The 19,580-nt window shown below is 53.2% G+C and carries 12 protein-coding genes; 4 read left to right on the top strand and 8 right to left on the bottom strand.

Annotated features, from left to right (window positions below; genetic code table 11):
- Positions 1-42: 42 nt before the first annotated feature.
- From ET33_RS05975 to ET33_RS05965, 3 genes are all read right to left on the bottom strand, one after another.
- Positions 43-1,632, bottom strand: coding sequence for a response regulator transcription factor (locus ET33_RS05975; protein WP_036677902.1), 1,590 nt, complete (start codon positions 1,630-1,632; stop codon positions 43-45).
- The gene (locus ET33_RS05970) at positions 1,625-3,442 is read right to left on the bottom strand and encodes a cache domain-containing sensor histidine kinase (RefSeq protein ID WP_036677900.1); all 1,818 of its coding nucleotides are present in this window, start codon (positions 3,440-3,442) and stop codon (positions 1,625-1,627) included. The genes ET33_RS05975 and ET33_RS05970 overlap by 8 nt, the downstream gene beginning before the upstream one ends.
- A 187-nt stretch (positions 3,443-3,629) precedes the next feature.
- Entirely contained in the window at positions 3,630-4,007 is a 378-nt protein-coding gene (locus tag ET33_RS05965; RefSeq protein ID WP_144028789.1) for a hypothetical protein, read from the bottom strand.
- A gap of 252 nt (positions 4,008-4,259) precedes the next feature.
- Between ET33_RS05965 and ET33_RS05960 the strand changes: the two genes are divergently transcribed.
- Positions 4,260-4,607 (top strand): helix-turn-helix domain-containing protein, encoded by a 348-nt coding sequence (locus ET33_RS05960; RefSeq protein ID WP_036677895.1) that lies wholly within the window; start codon positions 4,260-4,262, stop codon positions 4,605-4,607.
- A gap of 79 nt (positions 4,608-4,686) precedes the next feature.
- Here ET33_RS05960 and ET33_RS05955 read toward each other — a convergent pair whose 3' ends face one another.
- The 3 genes from ET33_RS05955 to ET33_RS05945 are packed head-to-tail and all read right to left on the bottom strand — an operon-like array spanning position 4,687 to position 6,339.
- A complete protein-coding gene (locus tag ET33_RS05955; RefSeq protein ID WP_036677893.1) occupies positions 4,687-5,400 on the bottom strand; it encodes a DUF1963 domain-containing protein in 714 nt (237 codons plus the stop codon).
- Between the two features lie 14 nt (positions 5,401-5,414).
- A complete protein-coding gene (locus ET33_RS05950; RefSeq protein ID WP_036677891.1) occupies positions 5,415-5,846 on the bottom strand; it encodes an immunity 22 family protein in 432 nt (143 codons plus the stop codon).
- 22 nt (positions 5,847-5,868) lie between these two features.
- Complete coding sequence (locus tag ET33_RS05945) at positions 5,869-6,339, bottom strand: MarR family winged helix-turn-helix transcriptional regulator (RefSeq protein ID WP_036677889.1); 471 nt, start codon at positions 6,337-6,339, stop codon at positions 5,869-5,871.
- 192 nt (positions 6,340-6,531) lie between these two features.
- On the opposite strand from ET33_RS05945, the gene ET33_RS05940 reads away from it, so the two are divergent.
- The 3 genes from ET33_RS05940 (at position 6,532) to motB (ending at position 9,736) form a co-directional block, all read left to right on the top strand.
- Entirely contained in the window at positions 6,532-7,911 is a 1,380-nt protein-coding gene (locus ET33_RS05940) for an MFS transporter (protein WP_036677887.1), read from the top strand.
- Positions 7,912-8,118: 207 nt separating this feature from the next.
- The gene (gene motA / locus ET33_RS05935) at positions 8,119-8,910 is read left to right on the top strand and encodes a flagellar motor stator protein MotA (protein WP_036677884.1); all 792 of its coding nucleotides are present in this window, start codon (positions 8,119-8,121) and stop codon (positions 8,908-8,910) included.
- A complete protein-coding gene (motB, locus tag ET33_RS05930; RefSeq protein WP_036677882.1) occupies positions 8,903-9,736 on the top strand; it encodes a flagellar motor protein MotB in 834 nt (277 codons plus the stop codon). Before motA ends, motB begins: the two co-directional genes overlap by 8 nt.
- A gap of 87 nt (positions 9,737-9,823) precedes the next feature.
- Here the strand turns inward: motB and ET33_RS05925 are convergent, their stop codons facing one another.
- The gene (locus tag ET33_RS05925) at positions 9,824-16,837 is read right to left on the bottom strand and encodes an Ig-like domain-containing protein (protein WP_081890214.1); all 7,014 of its coding nucleotides are present in this window, start codon (positions 16,835-16,837) and stop codon (positions 9,824-9,826) included.
- Between the two features lie 373 nt (positions 16,838-17,210).
- Positions 17,211-18,215, bottom strand: a complete 1,005-nt coding sequence (locus ET33_RS05920) for a helix-turn-helix domain-containing protein (RefSeq protein WP_036677880.1) — start codon at positions 18,213-18,215, stop codon at positions 17,211-17,213.
- Positions 18,216-19,580 lie beyond the last annotated feature (1,365 nt).

Genomic DNA, 19,580 nt, shown 5'->3' with positions numbered 1-19,580 from the left:
GACCATGGGCGCCCGGCGGCCTCACGCTGCCATGCGAAACATTCAAATCGGAACGTTCGGGATCCCGAGCCGCTTGCGGAACTCCGTCGGCGTTTCTCCGGTGTATTTGCGGAAAATTTGGCTGAAATAGCGCGAGTCCTGATAGCCCGCCTGAAGCCCAACCTCGTATATTTTCAGCCGCGGGTTCGTGAGCAGCTCTTTCGCCCGGCGCATCCGCAAGGCGGTCAAATAATCGACGAAGCTCGTGCCGACCTGCTTTTTGAACAAGCGGCTAAAGTAGCTCTCGCTCATATTGCAGCGCTCCGCAATGCTCTGGAGCGTGATGTCTTCGGCGTAATGCCGCCCGATGTAGTCCTCGATCTCCTCGAATCCGCTTCTCGACTGCAGCTTCGTTTGTTCCTGATAACGCACGCTCCAGGAAAGCAGCATCCCGTTCAGCCGTTCCAGCCCGTCTTCCAGCCGGACCGTCCGGTCCAGAGAGGTCAACAAAAGGGCGGAATCCTGCACGATGAGTCGCAGCTCGTCCTCGTGAAGCAGCATGGTGTAGAGCGATACGACCCAGCCAAAAAACGCTTTTCTCGCCTCCAACTCGTTCGTCGGGTGCTGCTGCACGATCCATGTGAAGCAAGCTTGGCTTTTCGCCCGGATGGACGCTTCGGTTCCCCACTTGACCGCCTCAATCAGCTCCTCCAGCAAGCCGGGCAGCGCCGGCACCTCTGCCGCGAGCCGTTCCGTATCCTCGAACCAGGCGATCCGTTCCCCGCCCCAGAAGAACGACGTCACCAAGGCGTGCGTCGCTTGCTGGAACGCAGCCGGAACCTGATCCAGGCGGTTGTGCCGCCCGCTGACCCCAAGCACCAGCTGCCGCTGCGAACCTTGCGATGCGCTAAGACGAACCACGTTCAGCAGCCGGTGCAGCTCCCCGCGCTCCGCTTCCCGGTCCAACAATAGCGCATATTTGGCATCGTTCATGCGCACAAGCGGATACGACGACAGGCCGGAGCTCCAGGCGGCGATGCTCCGATACAGCTCGCCCGGCGGCGCGGATTCACCTGGGGACGGCTCCGCATAGAGCAAGGCAACGCGGAACGCGTCCAATACCTCCCCTTGCTCGGCCGCGTATTCCAGAAACAGCTCCTGCTCCATCGCTCCCGCATGGTCCAGCATCAAGTCGTACAGCATCTTCTCGACGATCAGCGGCTGGCCGAACGCCAGCTTGTGCTCCATGCGCTCCCGCTCCGTCCGCTGTTGCCGCTCCTCGTCCAGCTTGGCCGCCATGCGCCCCATCAGCTGCGTCAGCTCGTCCGGATTCGTCGGCTTCAGCACGTAATCCGCGGCTCCCAGCTTGATCGCCTGCTGGGCGTACGCGAATTCGTCAAAGCCGGTCAAAAATACGACCTTCATCCCCGGATACCGGGACGCAATTTCCGTGGCAAGCTGAATGCCGTCCATCTCCGGCATCCGGATATCCGTGAGCACAATATCCGGCGTCTCCTCCTCCATCAGCCGGAGCGCCGTCTCGCCATCGGACGCTTCACCCATGATGCGGCAGCCGACGTCCTCCCAGTCGATCGTGTGCTTAAGCCCTTCCCGAACGAGCCATTCGTCCTCCACGATGAGCACCTTATACATGCGTATCCTCCCCCGGCGTCCGAATGATCGGAATCTCGATAATCGTTGTCGTCCCCTGCTGCGGCTGGCTGGCAAGGCTCAATACATAGCGGTCTCCGAAATAGAGCTGCAGCCGCTTTTTTACATTTTCCAAGCCGATCCCCGTTTTCCGCTCGTCGGCCGACACAAACTGCCCCGACGTGATGCGTTCAAGCTTCTCCTGCGGGATGCCGACGCCGTCGTCGCGCACTTCAAAGCGGACCCGCTCCCCCACCACCTTGCCGGTAATCAAGAGCCGCCCCAGGCCCCGCTTCATTTCAAGCCCGTGCGTGATCGCATTTTCCACAATCGGCTGCAGCATCAGCTTCAGCGTGTAGAGCCGCTCGACCTCCTCGTCCAGCTCGATATGCACCTCCAGCTTGTCCCCGTAGCGCATCTGCTGGATCGTAAGAAAATTGCGAATTTGCTGCATATCCTCGCGCACAGGGATGAGCGCCTGCCCTTTGCGGATGCTGAACCGGAGCAGCTCGCCGAGCGAGACGACGGTCCGGCTAATGTGATCGAGCTTATGAATGCGAGCCATCCAGTTGATGGAATCAAGCGCATTGTACAGAAAATGCGGATTGAACTGCGCCTGAATTGCCCGGATCTCCGCTTCCTGGAGCATGAGCTGCTTTTTGTACACTTCGTCGATCAACTGCTTGATGCGCTGCACCATCGCATTGAAGCTGCGGCCGAGCTGCCCAACCTCGTCCTTGTACTTCGTCGGAAAGGCGACGTCCAGATTGCCCGTTTCCACCGTACGCATCAGCGATTTCAGCTTGCGCAGCGGATGGGTGATGTTCACGGACAGCAGGTAAGCCAGCACGCACGAAACCGCAGCGCCGACGGCGATGACCAGCAAGGTCAGATTGCGGATGCTGCTGCTTTCCTGCGTCAGCGCCGCCACCGGCAGCACGTTCACCAGCTTGAAGCCGGTCACCTCCGACGTATCGTACACGACCATGACAGGCGGCGTTCCTTCGCCGCTCTGCTCGAAGAAGCCTTTGCCGCCCGCAAGCACCCGGTCCACAAACGGCTCCTCCAGCTTCGTCCCGACCTTGTGCTTGGACGGCGTGCTTGAGATGATGTAGCCGTTGCGGTCCAGCAGCAGCATCTGTCCGCCCGGCTGTAAATGGGCTTTTTTGTACTTGTCGGCGAGCGCATTTTCCATCATGTCTACGACCAAATAGCCCAGCGGCGCGTTCGTATCGACCCGCTTCAGAAGCCGGCCGCTGCTGAGTACGATGCCGAAATCGTCCGTCTTCTTCATGCTGTAATGCGTATCCCAGACGACATTGCCGCCCGCGAGCCTCATTTTCCGGAAAAGCCCCCAGGAGGCGTTGTAATCGTCATAAGCCCCGGGCAGCAGATCGCCGGTAAAATAACGGTCCCCGTTTTCCCCCAGCAAATAAATGGAAATGTCCCAGTTCTTGAATCCGAGAAACGTGTCCAGCACCTCGCCCACCTTCTGCTTGTCCTGGTGCTTCTCCGCAAGCGACCGGTCCGCCGACTTGGACAGCACGTCCTGAATGTCGCGGCTGCTGTAGATGTACATCGTGAGCTGCTCGATATCTTTTACAAAATAGTCCAAGCTGTAATTCACTTGCGACAAGCTTTCCAGAATGGTCTGGCATACCTGCTGCTGTACGACCTGCGCCGATTTATGGTATGAAAACGTTCCCAAAACAGCGAGTGGAATAATGGCAAGCGGCAATACCGCCAAAAGCAGCTTGGTTTGCAGGCTGGTTCCCAGCAGGTTGTTCTTAAGCTTGCGTATCCAGTTCGCCATGTCCCCCAGCCCCCGAACAATCGTTTGCTAGTAATTATGGCACAAGTTGAAACCGGTTACTAGTCCTAAGCCCTGCTGGAAAATGGAGGATGGTGGGATCCCGCATTTCGAAGCGGTGGGGGAAGAATCGCAGCCTTCCGGAACATCCTGCTCTGAACTTGGAAGAATCGATATTCTCCGTTTCCCTTCATATCCCCTGTTGAAAAACAAAGCGATATCCGCCCTCACGCTCTTCTGCTGTCATTAACGACATGCGATACAAAATAGCATCGGCTTTAACCAGCACCTTCGAGACCACTTCCATAACTGGTAAATAAGCAGACCGATCATATTCAGAACAAAAGAACAAGTGAACATTGATTAAAAACAATTCTGAATCTAAGTCAAGCTTAACATAGGACCGGACATGCTGGATCAGATCCCCGACTGAAAGCTGCGATGAGGGTAAGGTTCCGTTTATTTTTATGTACACTGCTTGAAGCATGGTTTTTAAAGCCTCATCGGCAAGTAAAACGCTTTGCCTGTACAATTCACGTTGAAAGAAAAGTAAAGCCAGTTCCATCAACTGTTGCGACTTTTCATGCCTATTGTGCGAATTCGTTTCAAGCATTATTGAAATAAACGGGACGCTTTATTTTCATTTGAAGCCCTCCAGCTTTAAATATAATGCGAAATACCGAATAAAGACTCATTTTGTGTCTATTTATTCAAAATATACATACATTTCCACAAGAATGTCAAGCATAAGGATACTTATTGTGTCCTTTATGGTTTGGAATTATACAGTTTCCTATAATGAAACGAGGGGGTGCTCTGCTTGTTCGGAAAAAGATTAGCGGAACTGCGAAACAAAAAGGGAATCAGCCAATACGAACTAGCAGATCGGTTACAGTTCACCCGAGCTCAGTTAGCCAATTATGAACAAGGCACCAGAGAACCTGATTTCCAAACGCTCGTTACGTTAGCTGACTATTTTGAAGTAAGTTTGGATGATTTGCTTGGGCGGACGAATAATGTCGCTAAGACCACGAACGAATATAACAATGTTGCCTTTTTCGGCGAAGAGAAGGAAAATTTGACGGACGAAGAAGCCGAGTATTTGAAAGAAAATCTTCTTCTGCTCCGCAAGTATAAGACAAAATGGAACCATTCCAATATGACATAAATAGCCTGTCCTATCCATTTTTCCATGGCATAGGATCAGGCTATTTTTTGTGTACGTTAATCCCGCATCCCGCGGCTGCTCAATAACAGTCCCAGGTCATGCGCCATTCGTTCGTTCGCGGGTCCCGGAAAAAGTAGGCACAGCCGGAGTCGTGTCCCCACATGAGGTTGCCTTTCTCCGTCGAATCGATCTGCAGCACGAACTCGAACGACTCGCCAACCGACATGCCGGGCTGAATAAAGCAAGGGTGGCCTCCGATTTTAAAGCCACCATGCAGCTCGATCAGATCATGGTAGTCCGCAATCTTGCCTTCGTCTTCCAGCTGCAGGATCAAATCCGAGAGGTCCTCCGGAATGTCTCCCCCATCCCATACGGGATAGTCTTCCACCGGCTCGCCCGCCTGCATCGGAAACGGCTTCAAATGCGAGCTCGTCTGCATCTGCTCTAACGGCGCCAGCTTTTCCAACGATGCGTAGGTGCGGATCAGCCAGTTCGTTCCGTTCGGGTCTTCCTGCTGCGGATGCTTGGGCCCGAAAAAAATCGTGAGAAACGCAACATCCTTGAGCGCCTCCGGTACGTAATCGAGCGCGGACAAGTTCACTTGTCCCAAAGCCCACATCGGCGTCCCGTCCGCATGCGTCGGCCACCTTTCGTCGCACGCGGCAACCGTTACCTTGCCGAACCAAGGCGTAAGCGGGTCCTCCGGCGGACGAAAGCCGCCGATTTCGAATACGACAGCCGGCCGTTTCAGGCAGTTTTTTATTTTTTCGATCGACTCCACAGTTTCGTTCATCCCTTAATCCCCCGCTACCTGTCTTCCGTTTCGTAAACGATTTTCGCGATAAGTGGGACAGGCTGCTGCCCGACCTCAGAGCCGATCTCGGCCAATGAAAACAACACTTCGTTAACGGAGCCATACCGCGAATCGTTGCCATGGAGCACGATCACCGAAGGGTACGGCGCCATGCTCTCCCCAAGCGAATTCGGGACCTGCGGCGCAAACCGGTCCGGATTAGAGGTACAGTCCTGCTTCAAATATTGCACAAACGCCTCACGGCTCTCTTCATCCGGCAGCAGATGAACCTCCATAAAATCCTCATCGATCCAAGACAACCCGGTGCTGCTCATGAATTCGGACGGGATAGCATCCCCATCCTCCGTATATTCCAGTTCGACGAAAGCGGCAAGCTCCTCTTTCGAGCGACAATTCACGCCCCAAATAGCCACGACATGCTTCATCCGATGTTTTCCCTCCCTGCTGTTACCCGTCCTTGCGGGACCGCCCGCTCTCCAAGCGGCGGTTGTAATCGCTTAAGTGTTGGCTTAAACGAACAACCCGCTCGCTAAAATGGTCCAGCTCCTCCAGGGGCACCTGCGCAAAAATAACATCCGCGTGCTCAGAAAACTGTTGCCTCCAGTGAAGCAATTGCTCCTTCCCCTGCTTCGTCAGTTGGACATTCATAATGCGCCGGTCCTCTTCGGAGCGCACCCGTTCCACCCATTGCTTTTCTTCCAGCTTATCAATGAGATTGGAGGCTGCGCCGATGGTAATGCCCAGTACCTCGGCAATTTTGTTGATTTTCATCGATTCCTTATGCTCCAGCTTAAAGATCAGCGCCACCGCGGACGGCGGAACCTCCTCCGCCGAGCTGAGCAGACACAGCGTCTGGTTCAGCTTGCGGTTCATATCCAGAAGGCTGTGCCACAACGTATTCATGGAATTCGAAGGCATAAGCGACCCACCTTAAAATCGTTCTCTTCTTTCCATACTACACTATACATGAGACAAAAGAAAAATTTAACAAAGACCCCGTTGACAACATCCGTGCGTGTGATATATATTTTAGCACAAATACTATTTCCAGAATAGTATTATTAGAAAAGTATTCGATTCCATTTATTCATAAGGAGGCTGCCATTTGTTATGAAGCCTGAGGCCGCAAGCCCGTCGTTTCGGGAATCGTTAATTATCCCCCTGTGGGGTCTCACCGTCCTGCTGGTCGTCATGAACACCACCATGTTCAACGTCGCGCTGCCGACCGTAGCCCATGATCTGGGACTGACCGCGACAGCCGCTTCGTGGATCGTGACTGGCTACTCGATCCTGTTCGCCATTTCGTCCATCACGTACAGCCGATTGACCGACTTCGTCCCGATTCGGACGCTGCTGATAATCGGCCTTGTGCTGCTCGGCATCGCCTCCGTCATCGGCCTGCTGGCGCACAATTTTTACGCCGTGCTGGCCGCCCGCCTGCTCCAGGCGATCGGAGCGGCATCCGCACCCGGTCTCGGGATCGTTCTCGTTACCCGGTATATCCCGCTTGCGCGCAGGGGCAAATCGATGTCCGTCATTATTTCCGCGGCGTCGTTCGGCTTCGGCCTCGGTCCGATTGTCGGGGGCGCGATGACGCAGTATTTCAGCTGGAACTCACTGTTCGTCGTAACGGCCTTGGTGCTGCTGACGATCCCTGTATTTTACCGCAATCTGCCCGAGCAGCCGTATTCCCGTATTCAATTTGACGGATGGGGCGCTCTGTTCATCGGCGTCGGCGTCACCGGGCTGCTGCTCTTTCTGACGCTACATCCTTGGTGGGCTCTGGCGCTGGGAATTTTGTCGCTGGCCGCCTTCTGGATTCGAATTCACCGGGTCGACCAGCCTTTCCTGCAGCCCTCGCTGCTGCGCAATCGGCCATACATGAACCTGACGGTGATGGGATTTGTGGCTTATGTGCTTCATTTCGCCACGTTGTTTCTCATGCCTCTCGTGATCATTCGTCTGTACGGGCAGAGCTCCGCCGTCACCGGATTCCTGATTTTCCCCGGGGCGATTCTGACCGCGCTGCTCTCCCCCCGAATCGGCCGACTGATCGACCGGGTGGGCAATTCTCCGGTCATCCTGGCCGGACATGCGACGCTACTTGCCGCCACCTTCGTTTTTGCGCTGCTTTCTACGCAGTACTTGTACGCTATCACCGCGGCGTACATGCTGATGAGCGTGTCGGTGTCCGCCATCGGATCGAGCGTATCGAACGAAATGTCGCGCATTCTGGCGAAGCATGAAATCGGCGGCGGGATGGGCATGGCGCAGCTGACGCAGTTTTTTGGCGGCGCGCTCGGCGTGGCGCTCACCGGCGCTTCGCTCGTCTGGCAAGCGTCCGCTCCGCTGCAAGCCGCTTACCGGAACATCTTCTGGGTCATGGCTGCGGTCGCTGCCGCTTCCCTGCTCGTCTCTCTAAGCTACGTCCGTGCAAGCCGCAAAACGGTTCCGCTGCCCGCTGTCGAAGAAGCCGCGAACGCCGGATGAAGCCGTATCTGCTATTTCAATATCCCGACGAGCCTCTCGTTTTCTCTTTGTTGAAAACGGGGGCTCTTTCTCTTTCCCAGGTTCTAAAAAAATTTAAATTCCGCCAAGTCGATTCGGCAGGATTTGTGTCATTTTATGTCGAATTAGTGACTGCTCATCGAATGGCATATCATGCCAGAATAAACAGAAGCGGAAGGTGTTCCTCGCGTGGAAAAATCAACAATCATCGGCATTATTCTCGCAATTATCGCAGTGGGGGTGGGCATGGTTTTAAAAGGGGCAAGTCTGTCCGCATTACTCAATCCGGCGGCAATCCTCATCATCTTCGTCGGAACGGCAGCAGCACTCTTTATCGGGTTTTCGCTGGAAGAGCTTAAGTTGTTTCCGAAATTAATGAAAATTGTGTTTACCGAGCAAAAGACGATCTCGAAACTGGAACTGATCGACATGTTCACGGAATGGGTAGCGATCACCCGCCGCGAAGGCTTGCTGGCTATGGAAAGCAAGGTGGAGGAAATCCCGGACCCGTTCCTGCGTAACGGGATGCGGATGATCATCGACGGGAACGATCAGGAGTTCGTTCACGACGTATTAATGGAAGATATACATACGATGCAGGAGCGGCATCGGACGGGCGCGCAAATTTTTACGCAAGCCGGCACCTACGCACCGACCCTCGGCGTTCTCGGGGCGGTGGTCGGTTTGATCGCGGCACTCAGCAACTTAAGCGAAATCGAGGCGCTCGGCCATTTGATCTCCGCCGCATTCGTCGCTACGCTGCTTGGCATTTTTTCGGGATACGTGTTATGGCATCCGATCGCGAATAAGCTGAAGCAAAAGTCGAAGAAAGAAGTGGAATTGCGTATGATGATGGTTGAAGGGCTGCTTTCCATTCAGACCGGGATTTCCGCGACGGCCGTCCAACAGAAGCTTATGATCTTCGTCCCGACGTCCCAGCGGGAAAAAAATAACGATACTGCGGTGAAAGCGGATGAGTAAAAAACGACAAGAGCATCACGAAGAACACGTTGACGAATCGTGGCTGATCCCATACGCCGACCTACTGACGCTGCTGCTTGCGCTGTTCATTATTTTGTTCGCCGCCAGCCAGACCGATCAGAAGAAATACTATGCCATCATGCAGTCGTTCAACTCCGCCTTCACCGGTGGCGTAGGGCAATTTAACTTCTCTAACCTCATTCCGCTTACAACGGAGCCGAACATTGATAAAAAAAAGTACGATCAGCCGACCAATCCGGCAACGCCGAACGCTTCGGGACAGCAGCAGAAGCAGCAGGATCAGCTTAGCAGCCAAATGGCGAAGGAGCAGGTGGACCTCCAGCAGCTGAAAGAAAAATTGGACAAGTACATAGCCGAAAACCAATTGTCCACCCAACTGGAAACGAAGCTGACCGAAGATCTCCTGATGCTCACGATTCGCGACAACGCCTTGTTCTCGTCCGGATCGGCCACGGTCAAGCCGGAGGCGAAGCAGCTTGCGGGCACGATCTCCGGAATGCTCGCCCAATATCCGAATTATCGGATCGAGGTCGCCGGCCATACAGATAATGTGCCGATTCGAACCGCGGCTTTTGAAACAAACTGGGATTTAAGCGCCAAGCGGGCTTTAAATTTCATGAAAATTTTGCTCGAAAACGATAAAATCGGTCCGGAGCGCTTCCGTTCCATCGGATACGGCGAGTACCAGCCGATCGATACGAACGACACCGAAGCCGGCCGTGCGAAAAACCGCCGCGTCGAGGTCAGCATCCTGCGCAGCGTGAAGCCGCCGCAAATGATTGACGCGGCTGCGAAGCAGCCGTAGCCGCTATCGGCCGCAGCCTTATTGAAAAGAGAAGAGCCCAACCCGCACGCTGTCGGCGTACGGATTGGGCTCTTTTTCGATGTCGGCTTACTTGTAAATCTTGTTCAAGATGCGGTACATGAATACGGCGACTTCCGCTCTCGTGGCATTTCCTTCCGGGTTCAGCGCCTGACCGTCGCCTTGAATCAGACCTACCTTGACCATCCCGGCCAGACTATCCGCCGCATAGGCTGCGACCTTCGCACGATCCGCGAAACCGGCTAACGTCTCGGCGCTTGCGGTCATTTTCATGTTTCTGACCGTGTTCAGCGCTCTTGCCGTGATCGTAAACATATCTTGGCGAGAGATTTTTTCTTTCGGATGAAAGATCCCGTCGCCGGTTCCTTCAATGATTTTCAGTTCCTTGGCCGTGCCCAGCGCTTCGTAATAATAATCGCCGCTGTTCACGTCTTTGAAGTTTCCGGTTACGGATGCTTTCAGCTCCAGCGTTCGAACGAGCATCGCAACAAAGTCCGCTCTCGTAATGTTCAGCGCCGGGGCGTACGTGTCCGCATCCATCCCTTGGATGATGTCGCGCGCCGCTAAAGCCTCGATCGACGGTTTAGCCCACGCATAAGCCGCTATATCGGCAAACGTCTTATCGACAAACGCTACGGCGTATTTGCTGAAATGCTTCACTTCAAACCGTACTGCTCCCGTTGCTGAGTCGTAGATGCCGCTCGGCACTGGAAGGATGCGACCCGCCGTATCGAGGTAGCGGATGACAATACTTCCAGGGTTCTCCAGTTCCTTCGCTGTCGGCTTATACGGAATGGCAATCCGTACGACCGTATCCGGGTTGTTCCATGCGCGGAACGCCCCTTTTTCTCTAACCTCCAAATTGATGATCGGGCGGCTGCCGACTTCTTTGCGCGCCTCTTCGCTTATGGAAGACGGGTCCTCCTTGCTGATAATCAAGCTTACGAAGTCGGTATCCGCTACGTTCTTGTCCTTCAGGAAGTCCGAAGGCACGATCACGCTGCCGATAGGCGTCACGATCTCGAACTTGTTCTCCGGCGCCGGCTTCGTTACCGATTTCTTAGGCAGCGATATTTCCACGTGGTTCGCATTTTGAGCGCCTTTCACCTCGACACGGACCACTTTAGCGCCGTCGGAGTCCGACTTCGCTTCCTTCTGCGCGCGCTCCAGATCTTCCGCACGAATCTCGACTTTCGCGGTTCCCGCTTCGACCTTCGCTTCGACGGAGATGCTGCCTTGCGTTACCGTGGCCGTGCCCGGCGTAACGGCCGGAGGCTGCGTATTGGTGCTGCCGGAGCTGCCCGACGTTGCCGGCGTGCCGGAATCTCCAGAGCTTCCGGAATCTGAGCTATCGGAGTTGTTCGCTTCTTTTACAGTGAGTTCGAAGCTGGCAAAGATCTCAGGCTTCTGCTGGCTAATGGCACGGATAGTTGCGGATCCCGGCTTCAGCGCCGTGACAAGACCTTTGTCGGTGACGGTGGCTACTCCGGATAGGCCCACATCATAAACAGCCCATGTGACCGATTTGTTGCTTGCATTTTCCGGGAGAACAGTAGCCGTCAATTGCAGCTTTTCTCCGGCTTTGAGTTCCGTTTTTACTTTATCCAGCTTAATTTCCGCGACATCCACGACAGGCTCTGGTCTGTCCGCTTCTTTTACAGTGAGTTCGAAGCTGGCAAAGATCTCAGGCTTCTGCTGGCTAATAGCACGGATAATTGCAGATCCCGGCTTCAGTGCCGTGACAAGACCTTGCTCGGTGACGGTGGCTACTCCAGACCGGCCCACATCATAAACAGCCCATGTGACCGATTTGTTGCTTGCATTTTCTGGAAACACGGTAGCCGTCAATTGCAGCTTTTCTCCGGCTTTGAGTTCTGTTTTTACTTTATCCAGCTTAATTTTCTCGACATCCACGACAGGCTCTGGTCTGTCCGCTTCTTTTACGATCAGCTCCAACTGTGCGTACTTGGTTGGGTCCATCTGGCTGGTCGCGCGAATGAACACTTCACCCGGGTTCAATGCGGTAACCAGACCTTTGTCGGTGACATTAGCGATTCCCGCCGGACCTTCGACCGACCAGATGACGTTTTTATTGAGGACGTTCTCCGGCAACACTCTTGCAGAGAGTTGCAGCGTTTCTTCCACTTTCAGCGTCGCAACCTCGCGATTCAGCCAAACCTCGCTCACTGGCGGATTGGTCGGCTTATCCGCTTCTTCTACTGTCAGCTGGAAATCCGCGTATTTCGTCGTATCCACTGCGCTCGTCACGCGGATCGTCGCTGTTCCAGGCGCAGCCGCCTTAACCAGACCACTACCGTTGACGGCGGCAATTCCTTTCGACGCATCGCCGTACACCGACCAAGTGACACTCTTATTCGGCACATTCTCCGGAAGAACCGTTGCATTCAATTGAAGTTCTTGGCCTACTTTCAATTTTCCGCTGGTTTGATTCAGCCTCACTTCTTCCACGTGAATCTGAGGTAGCCGATCCACAGTAATGAGGCTGTCGGCGTATACATTGCTCCATACGCTTGTTGCCCGGACGACGGCACTGCCCAAGCTCTGAGCGATCACCAAGCCATCCTCTGTTACCTTGACGACGCGGTCCGCAGAAGAGCTATAAACAGACCATGTTACACTCTTGTTGCTGGCATTGGCCGGCAGCACGGTAGCATTTAATTGAACGCTCGCGTTCACGGCCAGATTGACCTTCGGGTTATCGATCACGACCGATTGAGGCGGAATTTTGAGCAGCCTGAACTGATCCACCACGCGGTCGTTGATCGTTTTGACGACGAATTTCATCTCGTCCCCGTCGATCTCGGCAGCGATATACATCTGCGCCTGCTCGCCGTCCGTCACCCGCTGCCACTCTCTGGCCCATACTTGGTAAAACTTCGGACCAGACGACCCGCCGACGATATAAGTCGTGCCTTCGCCATCGGCGACCGGCTTTTTGTCTTTCATCGGGTAGGTCCGCACATACACGTGATCGTGACCATTCATGACCAGATCGACTTGGAACTCGTCAAAAATCGGTGTCCAAGTGTTGCGGATATGCTCGGAATCGTACATGCTGCCGAACGGTCCGCGGTGGAACGCGACGATTTTCCACTTTTTGTCGGTCGCTGCCAAGTCTTTGCGCATCCATTCCTTTTGCTGCTCGAAATCATATTCACTGTTCAACACTATAAAATGGGCGTTCTTGTAATCAAAGGAGAAGTTGCTTCCTTTGAGACTGTCGATCCCGTTCTGCGGGTGGTTGAAGTGAGCTAGGTAATCTTCCGTTTTCCGCGTACCGGTCACTTCATGGTTACCGACGACAGGCACGACGGTCGTTTGCATCAAGATGCCTTGAGCGGCATTGAACCACATGTTCCACTCGTTTTCTTTAAAGCCGTCCTCGACCAAGTCGCCGCCCTGCACGACGAACTCCGTATCCGGATGATCCGTCATCGCTTTTTTCAAAATATCTCCCCACAGCTTGAAGCCCGCTTCGTTCGTCGCCTGCGAATCCGCCAGGAAAATGAACTTGGTACGCTCGCCCGTAGCAGCCGCTGTCTGAAGCGACCCGTTCTGGCTGTAGCTGCCGTGGCCGTCGCCTACACGGAACATATATTGAGTTCCCGATTCCAAACCGCTTGCAACGGCTTTATGAACTCGAACGGTTCCCGTATCCGTGGTGTTGAATAAGTAGCTGGTACCTGTAAACCGCTTCGCGTTCGGTCCGCTGAAATCCGTAAACTCCGATTTCTTCACGACCTCAACCACCGTATCGCTCGTAGCCGGGTCCGTATGCCATGTGAAGGCTTTGGAGGTCGCCGTGTCCGCTCCCATCGTCACGCTGACGTTGCTCGGAACCGGACTGCCCGCCAGCTTCGATACTTTAAATTTCAGAATCGGGCTGTAGGATTCGCCCTTGACCGCTTGAAGCTGGTACTCTTTCACTTCGGAAGTTAGAGCCCCCGTAACCAGCGTACCTTGAGCGTCGGTCACACCGACTTCGGTGCCGCCAATGACGGTTACTTTCGCTCCTTCGACTGGAGCACCGTTCTCGCCGACTACCTTGAACGTGGTGGGCATTCCTTGAACGACGCCATGCTCATCCCAGCTTAGCTGCAAATGATGCTTGATGGCCGCTTCCACCGGCAAGCCGAAGAAGCCGAAGCTTATATCACCTTTATCATTAAACGTAATGGCTCCCGATTTAAAAGCGATCTTGACTGCATCCTTGGCATCGGGCTTAATCCGGTACTGAATTTGGCCGAGCAGATCCTGATCGGTCAAACCTGCGCCGGAAATATCGTTAAAATTCAATTTTACCGCGCCTGTAGCTTCATCAACCGTAGAGACCAATTGGCTTTCCGCCAGTTTGCTGCCTTTCAGAACGTTCAATCCGTCCACCTTCGTCGGATCGAAGCCGAATTCCATCGTTCCGCCCTTGATATCCGCTGCCTTCAGCGCTTTAATATCGACGGTGTACGTATTTCCTGCATAGACGGTTTTCGGAGCGTCATAGACGATCTTCGACGAGCCTGTATCTACGGTGAATGTCCATTCCTTCTCCGTAACGTTGCCGGACAAGTCTCTAATCTTGATCCTCGCCGAGTGAAGCCCGTCTGCCAACGGTACGTTCGGCGTGTAGTGAATTTGTCCTTTCGGAGGATACAGCGTATGCTGCACCAAGACACCGTCGACGTAGAAGCGGATTTTGTCCGGGTCGATCAATGTCGTTCCCGGATGTTTGACCGGATCGTAGCCGTAATCTTCCCCGATCGCCTCGATTTTCGGCGTATTCGTCGTGACGGTGCTGCCTTCCGCAGGTTTGAAGTCTTTCAGTATGGGTGGGTCCATATCGTCATTGGTCGGCCCATAAACCGCCCGGATTTGATCGATGTAGAGGACGCCTGCCGTCTTGTTGTCGTTTTTCGTTTCCATGTAACGCACAGGCTGATCCATGCGCAGTGGCAGCGGACGCCCCTTCGGCACAACGGCCTCCAAATACCGCCAGCCCGTAAAATCGACGCCGACCGTCTGGTCTGCGTAATCAATGCCGACGGCCGATCCGTTACCGTCGCGGATTTGTCCGCGCAGCCAGTGCTTTTTGCCATCGCCATACACCCACAGGCCAATTTTCTCCGGATAGCCGGGGATTTGAATATTGCTTTCCAGATCTTTCGCTGTGATATAAGCGCCGGAAGTCCCGATCGTTTCGGTGAAATCGTACTCCAGCTTGGCCGATTTATTCCCTAAACGGACGAAATCCTCATTCGTTTCCTCGCTAATCTTCACCGTCTTGTAGCGTGCGCCGGATTCAGTCAAATACTTGCCCGTACCGTTCTCGAAATCCTCCAGCACGACCGGCGGAAGTCCGACCTTCACGTCCATCGACGCTTCAATGTTGTTGTATTTCACGAAAATTTTGCCGCTCTGCTCTGTGGCATTTGTCGCGGTAAACGTGCCGTCCGCATTGATGCTGCCGATCGGCCCCTCTACCCGCCATTCGAGCTTGTTGTTTTGCGCGCGAATGAGCTGACCGTTTCGGAGAGCGCTAATGCTCAAAGTTACTTTTTCGCCCGATGTGAAGGTTTTCACCGCGTCGGAGAACTTCAGCTCCGTCAGCTCGTTTACAACCTCCACTTGCCCTTTGCCCGTCAATCCGCCTGCGGTCGCTGTAACATCAACCATACCCGCCTGGTTGCCGGCAGTAAATTTCCCTGTGGCATCGATCGTTCCGAGAGGGGCGCTCAGGCTCCACTCCGGCGCTCCACTGTAGGAAGCCGGATGACCGTTCGCATCCACCGTAGCCGTTTTGAACGTAACGGAAGAGCCGACTAGCACCCGTTCCAAGTTCGGCTGTACGACCAGCTTCGATGCAGCGCCTTCCGGCGCTTTGTTCACGAGCAGGAGCCCGTTTGCCGTCTTCCGCTCCGAGCCGTCGGAAGGCCGGTTCAAAATTTGCCGTTTCGTTTCTCCAGGAAGCTTGGCTACGAACGTCGCAGAGCCGCCGCCGTCCAGGCAAAGCGCGTTTACGGCGCCCATATCCTTCATAATTTTGCCCAGATCGTCATAAGACACGCCTTCGCTAAAGCCTGGCGCTCTGCCGTCGATTTCGACCATCATGATCGAACCGTCCGCTTTAGTACCGATCCCGACCCGGGGGTACAAGGCTTTGTCTTCGTGGGTCTGTGCCACGCCGTCCTTCACCAGCATAAAGACGCCGCCCATCGCCATCTTGACGTCTTTCCAGTCGTCCTCCAGCTCGAAGCTTGCGGTCACCTCGTCGCCGATTTTCAGTCCGGCCAGCTCGGCCCGATGGCTGCCCGATGCGGACAAAATGACTTGACCGGCCTTCAGCGGCGTATTTCCTTTATCCTTATGAATCTCGGCCACTCTAAGCTTCAAGCTCTTGCCGCTCTTCACTTCGCCTTCCAGCACATCGAGCACAACCTCATCGCCGAGATCGTTCGTCATCGTGGAGGTATGGAAGGAAGCGGTGTACAGCATGAGCTCTTCGCTGTTTTCCCGCATCCGGTTGATATGGGAGATCGGTATCGTCTTGCCCCCGATCGTGAGCGTCCGGGTCAGCTCCGGGCTCAAGCCGTAAATCGTTGTGCCGTCGTTCTTCAGACCGAAGGCAAGCCAACTCCATTTCTCCGGCGGACTGGTCAAAATCTCGCCGTCCCCCATGAACAAACCGAGCGGAACGCCGGTCGCCATGTCATAAAAGTCGCCGTTGATGGCCGCAATGACCCGATTGCCAGGGGCGTCGGCATCGTCAGCCATTTTCGTTACGCCCTGCATCCCGTACACTTTGCCGTTCGTTTTGCCCGGCTGCAGGTCGAGCGCTGTATTTTTCGGATCAAATTCGACAGAATGAATTTTCTCCAAGCCCTGCGGCAGCTTCATGTCCTGCCAGGTGTACTTCGCACCCGGACCGAGCTCCATCTGGCGCGAATCCAGAACTTGTCCGAATGCCGCCTGGGGACTGTCCGCCGCCAAAGCTTGTCCCAAAGGAGAAACCAAAGAGAACATGATAAAAAGGTTGAGCCATAAAGCCATACTGCGTGTCTTTCGTTTCATCTCGTTTCTTTTCCTCCTCGCTGGATTCCGATCGCCTGAACGACCTGTCCTAGTATAATATGCAAGGCAGGAAAAGTAATGAATCGATCTTATTGTTTCTGAGCCGATTTTCTTCTTAACGAAATCTTTAAAAGTCCAGTGAATAGTCGCGGATCGTGCGGAATCGTTCTGGAGAAGCGGCAGCGTTCGCCTTTGTCTCCGGATTCTAACCTACCAATGGCTTATAGAATCCAAGAATCCGGGGACCCGGGGTCCCCACAAAGTACTTGAAATAACTTCCTCGAATGACTTCACTTTGTGGGGTGGAGCAGCGATTGGAAGAATGATCCGAACGAGTAGTGCTCACTTATTCACTGGACTTTTAAACGTCACCTCAGATCCCAAGTCTTCTCCGGTATTCTCCCGGCGTCATATGTACGGCTTGCTTGAACACTTTATTGAAATACTGCAGCGTGTCATACCCCACTGCTCCGGCCACTTCGTAAATCTTCAGATTCGGTTGCAGCAGCAGCTCCTTGGCCTTCTCGATCCGGACGCGGTTCAAATAATTGACGAACGAATAGCCCGTATACTTCTTAATCTGCACGCTGAAATAAGAGACGCTCATCCCGAACCGCTCACTGACCTCGGCCAGCGTATGATCGCTCCGGTAGTTCTCCCGGATATAGTCGCAGGCCCGCTTCACGTTCAGCTTCACGCTGCTATCGGCGGGCGAGGCGGACTGGGCGATCCAAAATTCGCACAGCCTCTGAAAATAGGCGATAGCCTCCTCTTCGCCCTCCCAGGAGAATGGCTCGTCGAAATCGAGCCCGCGTTTCTTGAGAACGCAGTGCCATTTGGCATAAAGCATACGAAACAGGCCCAGACGCTCCCCTTGCTGGCCCTCCTCGAAGCTCTGCATGCTTTGGATCATCTCGGCGTGTCTCTGAATAACCTCGCCCGGCTGGAGAAGATCAAGCCTCTCGAAAAATCGCTGCGCCTGTACGAACTCGCGGTGTGCAGCGTGGAAATACACCACCCGCTCTTCCGCCCGCTGCAGCGCGCGTCTCAGCTCTTCGGCCTTCACCGGCTTGAGCAAGTAATCGATGGCGCCTGCTTGCATGGACTGCCGTACGTAGTCAAAACGCGTATTATCGCTCAGTACGATCGTTACCACGGGAATACGCTGTTCGTACACCTGGCTCATCAAGGCAAGTCCCTCGAGCCGGGGCTGCATAAGATCGGTCAGGAGAAGCGTGGGCCATCCCTGCTCCATCAATCGTAAAGCTTCTTCCCGGTTACGCGCCTCCCCGACGACGATATGCCCCATCTCCTGCACCATTTTTTTGATTCTCGCGCGTTTACCCGTATAAGGCTCCACAATAAGTACATGAAGCATCGCTGTTGCCCTCCCCATCCTCCTCGCAATCAGGATCCGTTAGATTTGGAGTCCGCTTGTGGTCTTTAACGTTTCTTCGGATGAATGGTTGCAGGAAGTGAGCATCTTTTCAAAATCTTTAGAATGGGGGATTATGGGATTTGCATTGAATCTTCAATAAAGTCTAATAATCAATGAGATATAAATCATAGAATCGAGAAAATATGGAAGAAAAGTATATATATAAGTTTAACTAATGATGGCAAATAGAATCTAATATAAAGCCGATCAATAATAGTCATTGGATTTATCATTATGTGTTCCATGAAGATATGGACATTTTGACGAATCTCCGCCACCGTATGGTAAAAGACATTGTTAATGACATCGGCTTTCAGCCATCCAAAGCCCTTCGATGATATTGAGTTCAGAGCTGTTAGGGCGGTAGAAAGACCAGTTTGAGTCTTCCTTTCATTTCGTTCAGAAACGGTTGAGAAAAATGAGATAATTTTCGGAACGGGTGACTAATAATTACCGGAATGGGGGACCGAACGATTTTCGGAATAAGCAAATCGCCTAATTATGCTTAGACAATCACCCAAAACATATGCGGCCAAATATTATATTGGGAAAATTATTTTAAGGAGGCATGTCCATGGCAACATTATGGTGTATGACCAGCCTCGGCAATGAAGGTGTATTGTATAGAGACTTTAACCATTGCAACGACAAAAACAATGGATTGCAGAGGAATTGACGAGGGTTTTCTAATGTACGTGTAGTGATGTAGATATTTCAGGTTCAAAAGAGTTACTCAAGCTTATAAAGCAATTCGTTTTATGTGGTGATAACCGTCAAATAAAGCCCACCTATCCAAAAGCAGTGGATTGCAGGGTTTCCGTGGCGTTTGCATATATACCAGGTAGCTAATATTAAGATAAGGAGTGATTGTCTTTGTATTATCCTCTGAGCTATGAAGAATGTATGAGAAGGTGCGAAAATGGGGGGGGATTTCCAGATGAATGTAGAGCGACATGTAGCCATCTATATCCTGTAAGCCCATACTATTCTGTAAGTTCATACTATTCTGTAAGTCCATACTATTCAGTAAACCCAGTGACCTATTATACTGACCACTCTCATCCATGCCCACCTTGTTATAGGCTAATAAAGAAATGCAACCCTGATGGAAGCAATTGTAGTTGGGTTTGTGAATATATTTGGGACTGTGTTCCTTGATATTACTGGCTTTTATGAAACGAACAATCATCAGCCTTTGTTAAATCTGATCCCAAAAAAAGAAACTGCGGTGGACTAGGATCTAAAAAATAAAGTCTGCCGCTGTTTTTACAAATGTTAATGGGTCTATTTGACCACGTTTTCCTT

It is taken from the genome of Paenibacillus tyrphae (genome assembly GCF_000722545.1).
GTDB classification, from domain to species: Bacteria; Bacillota; Bacilli; order Paenibacillales; family NBRC-103111; genus Paenibacillus_G; species Paenibacillus_G tyrfis.
The sequence above is the reverse complement of the archived record's forward strand: the minus strand, read 5'-3'. Positions and strand labels throughout refer to the sequence as shown.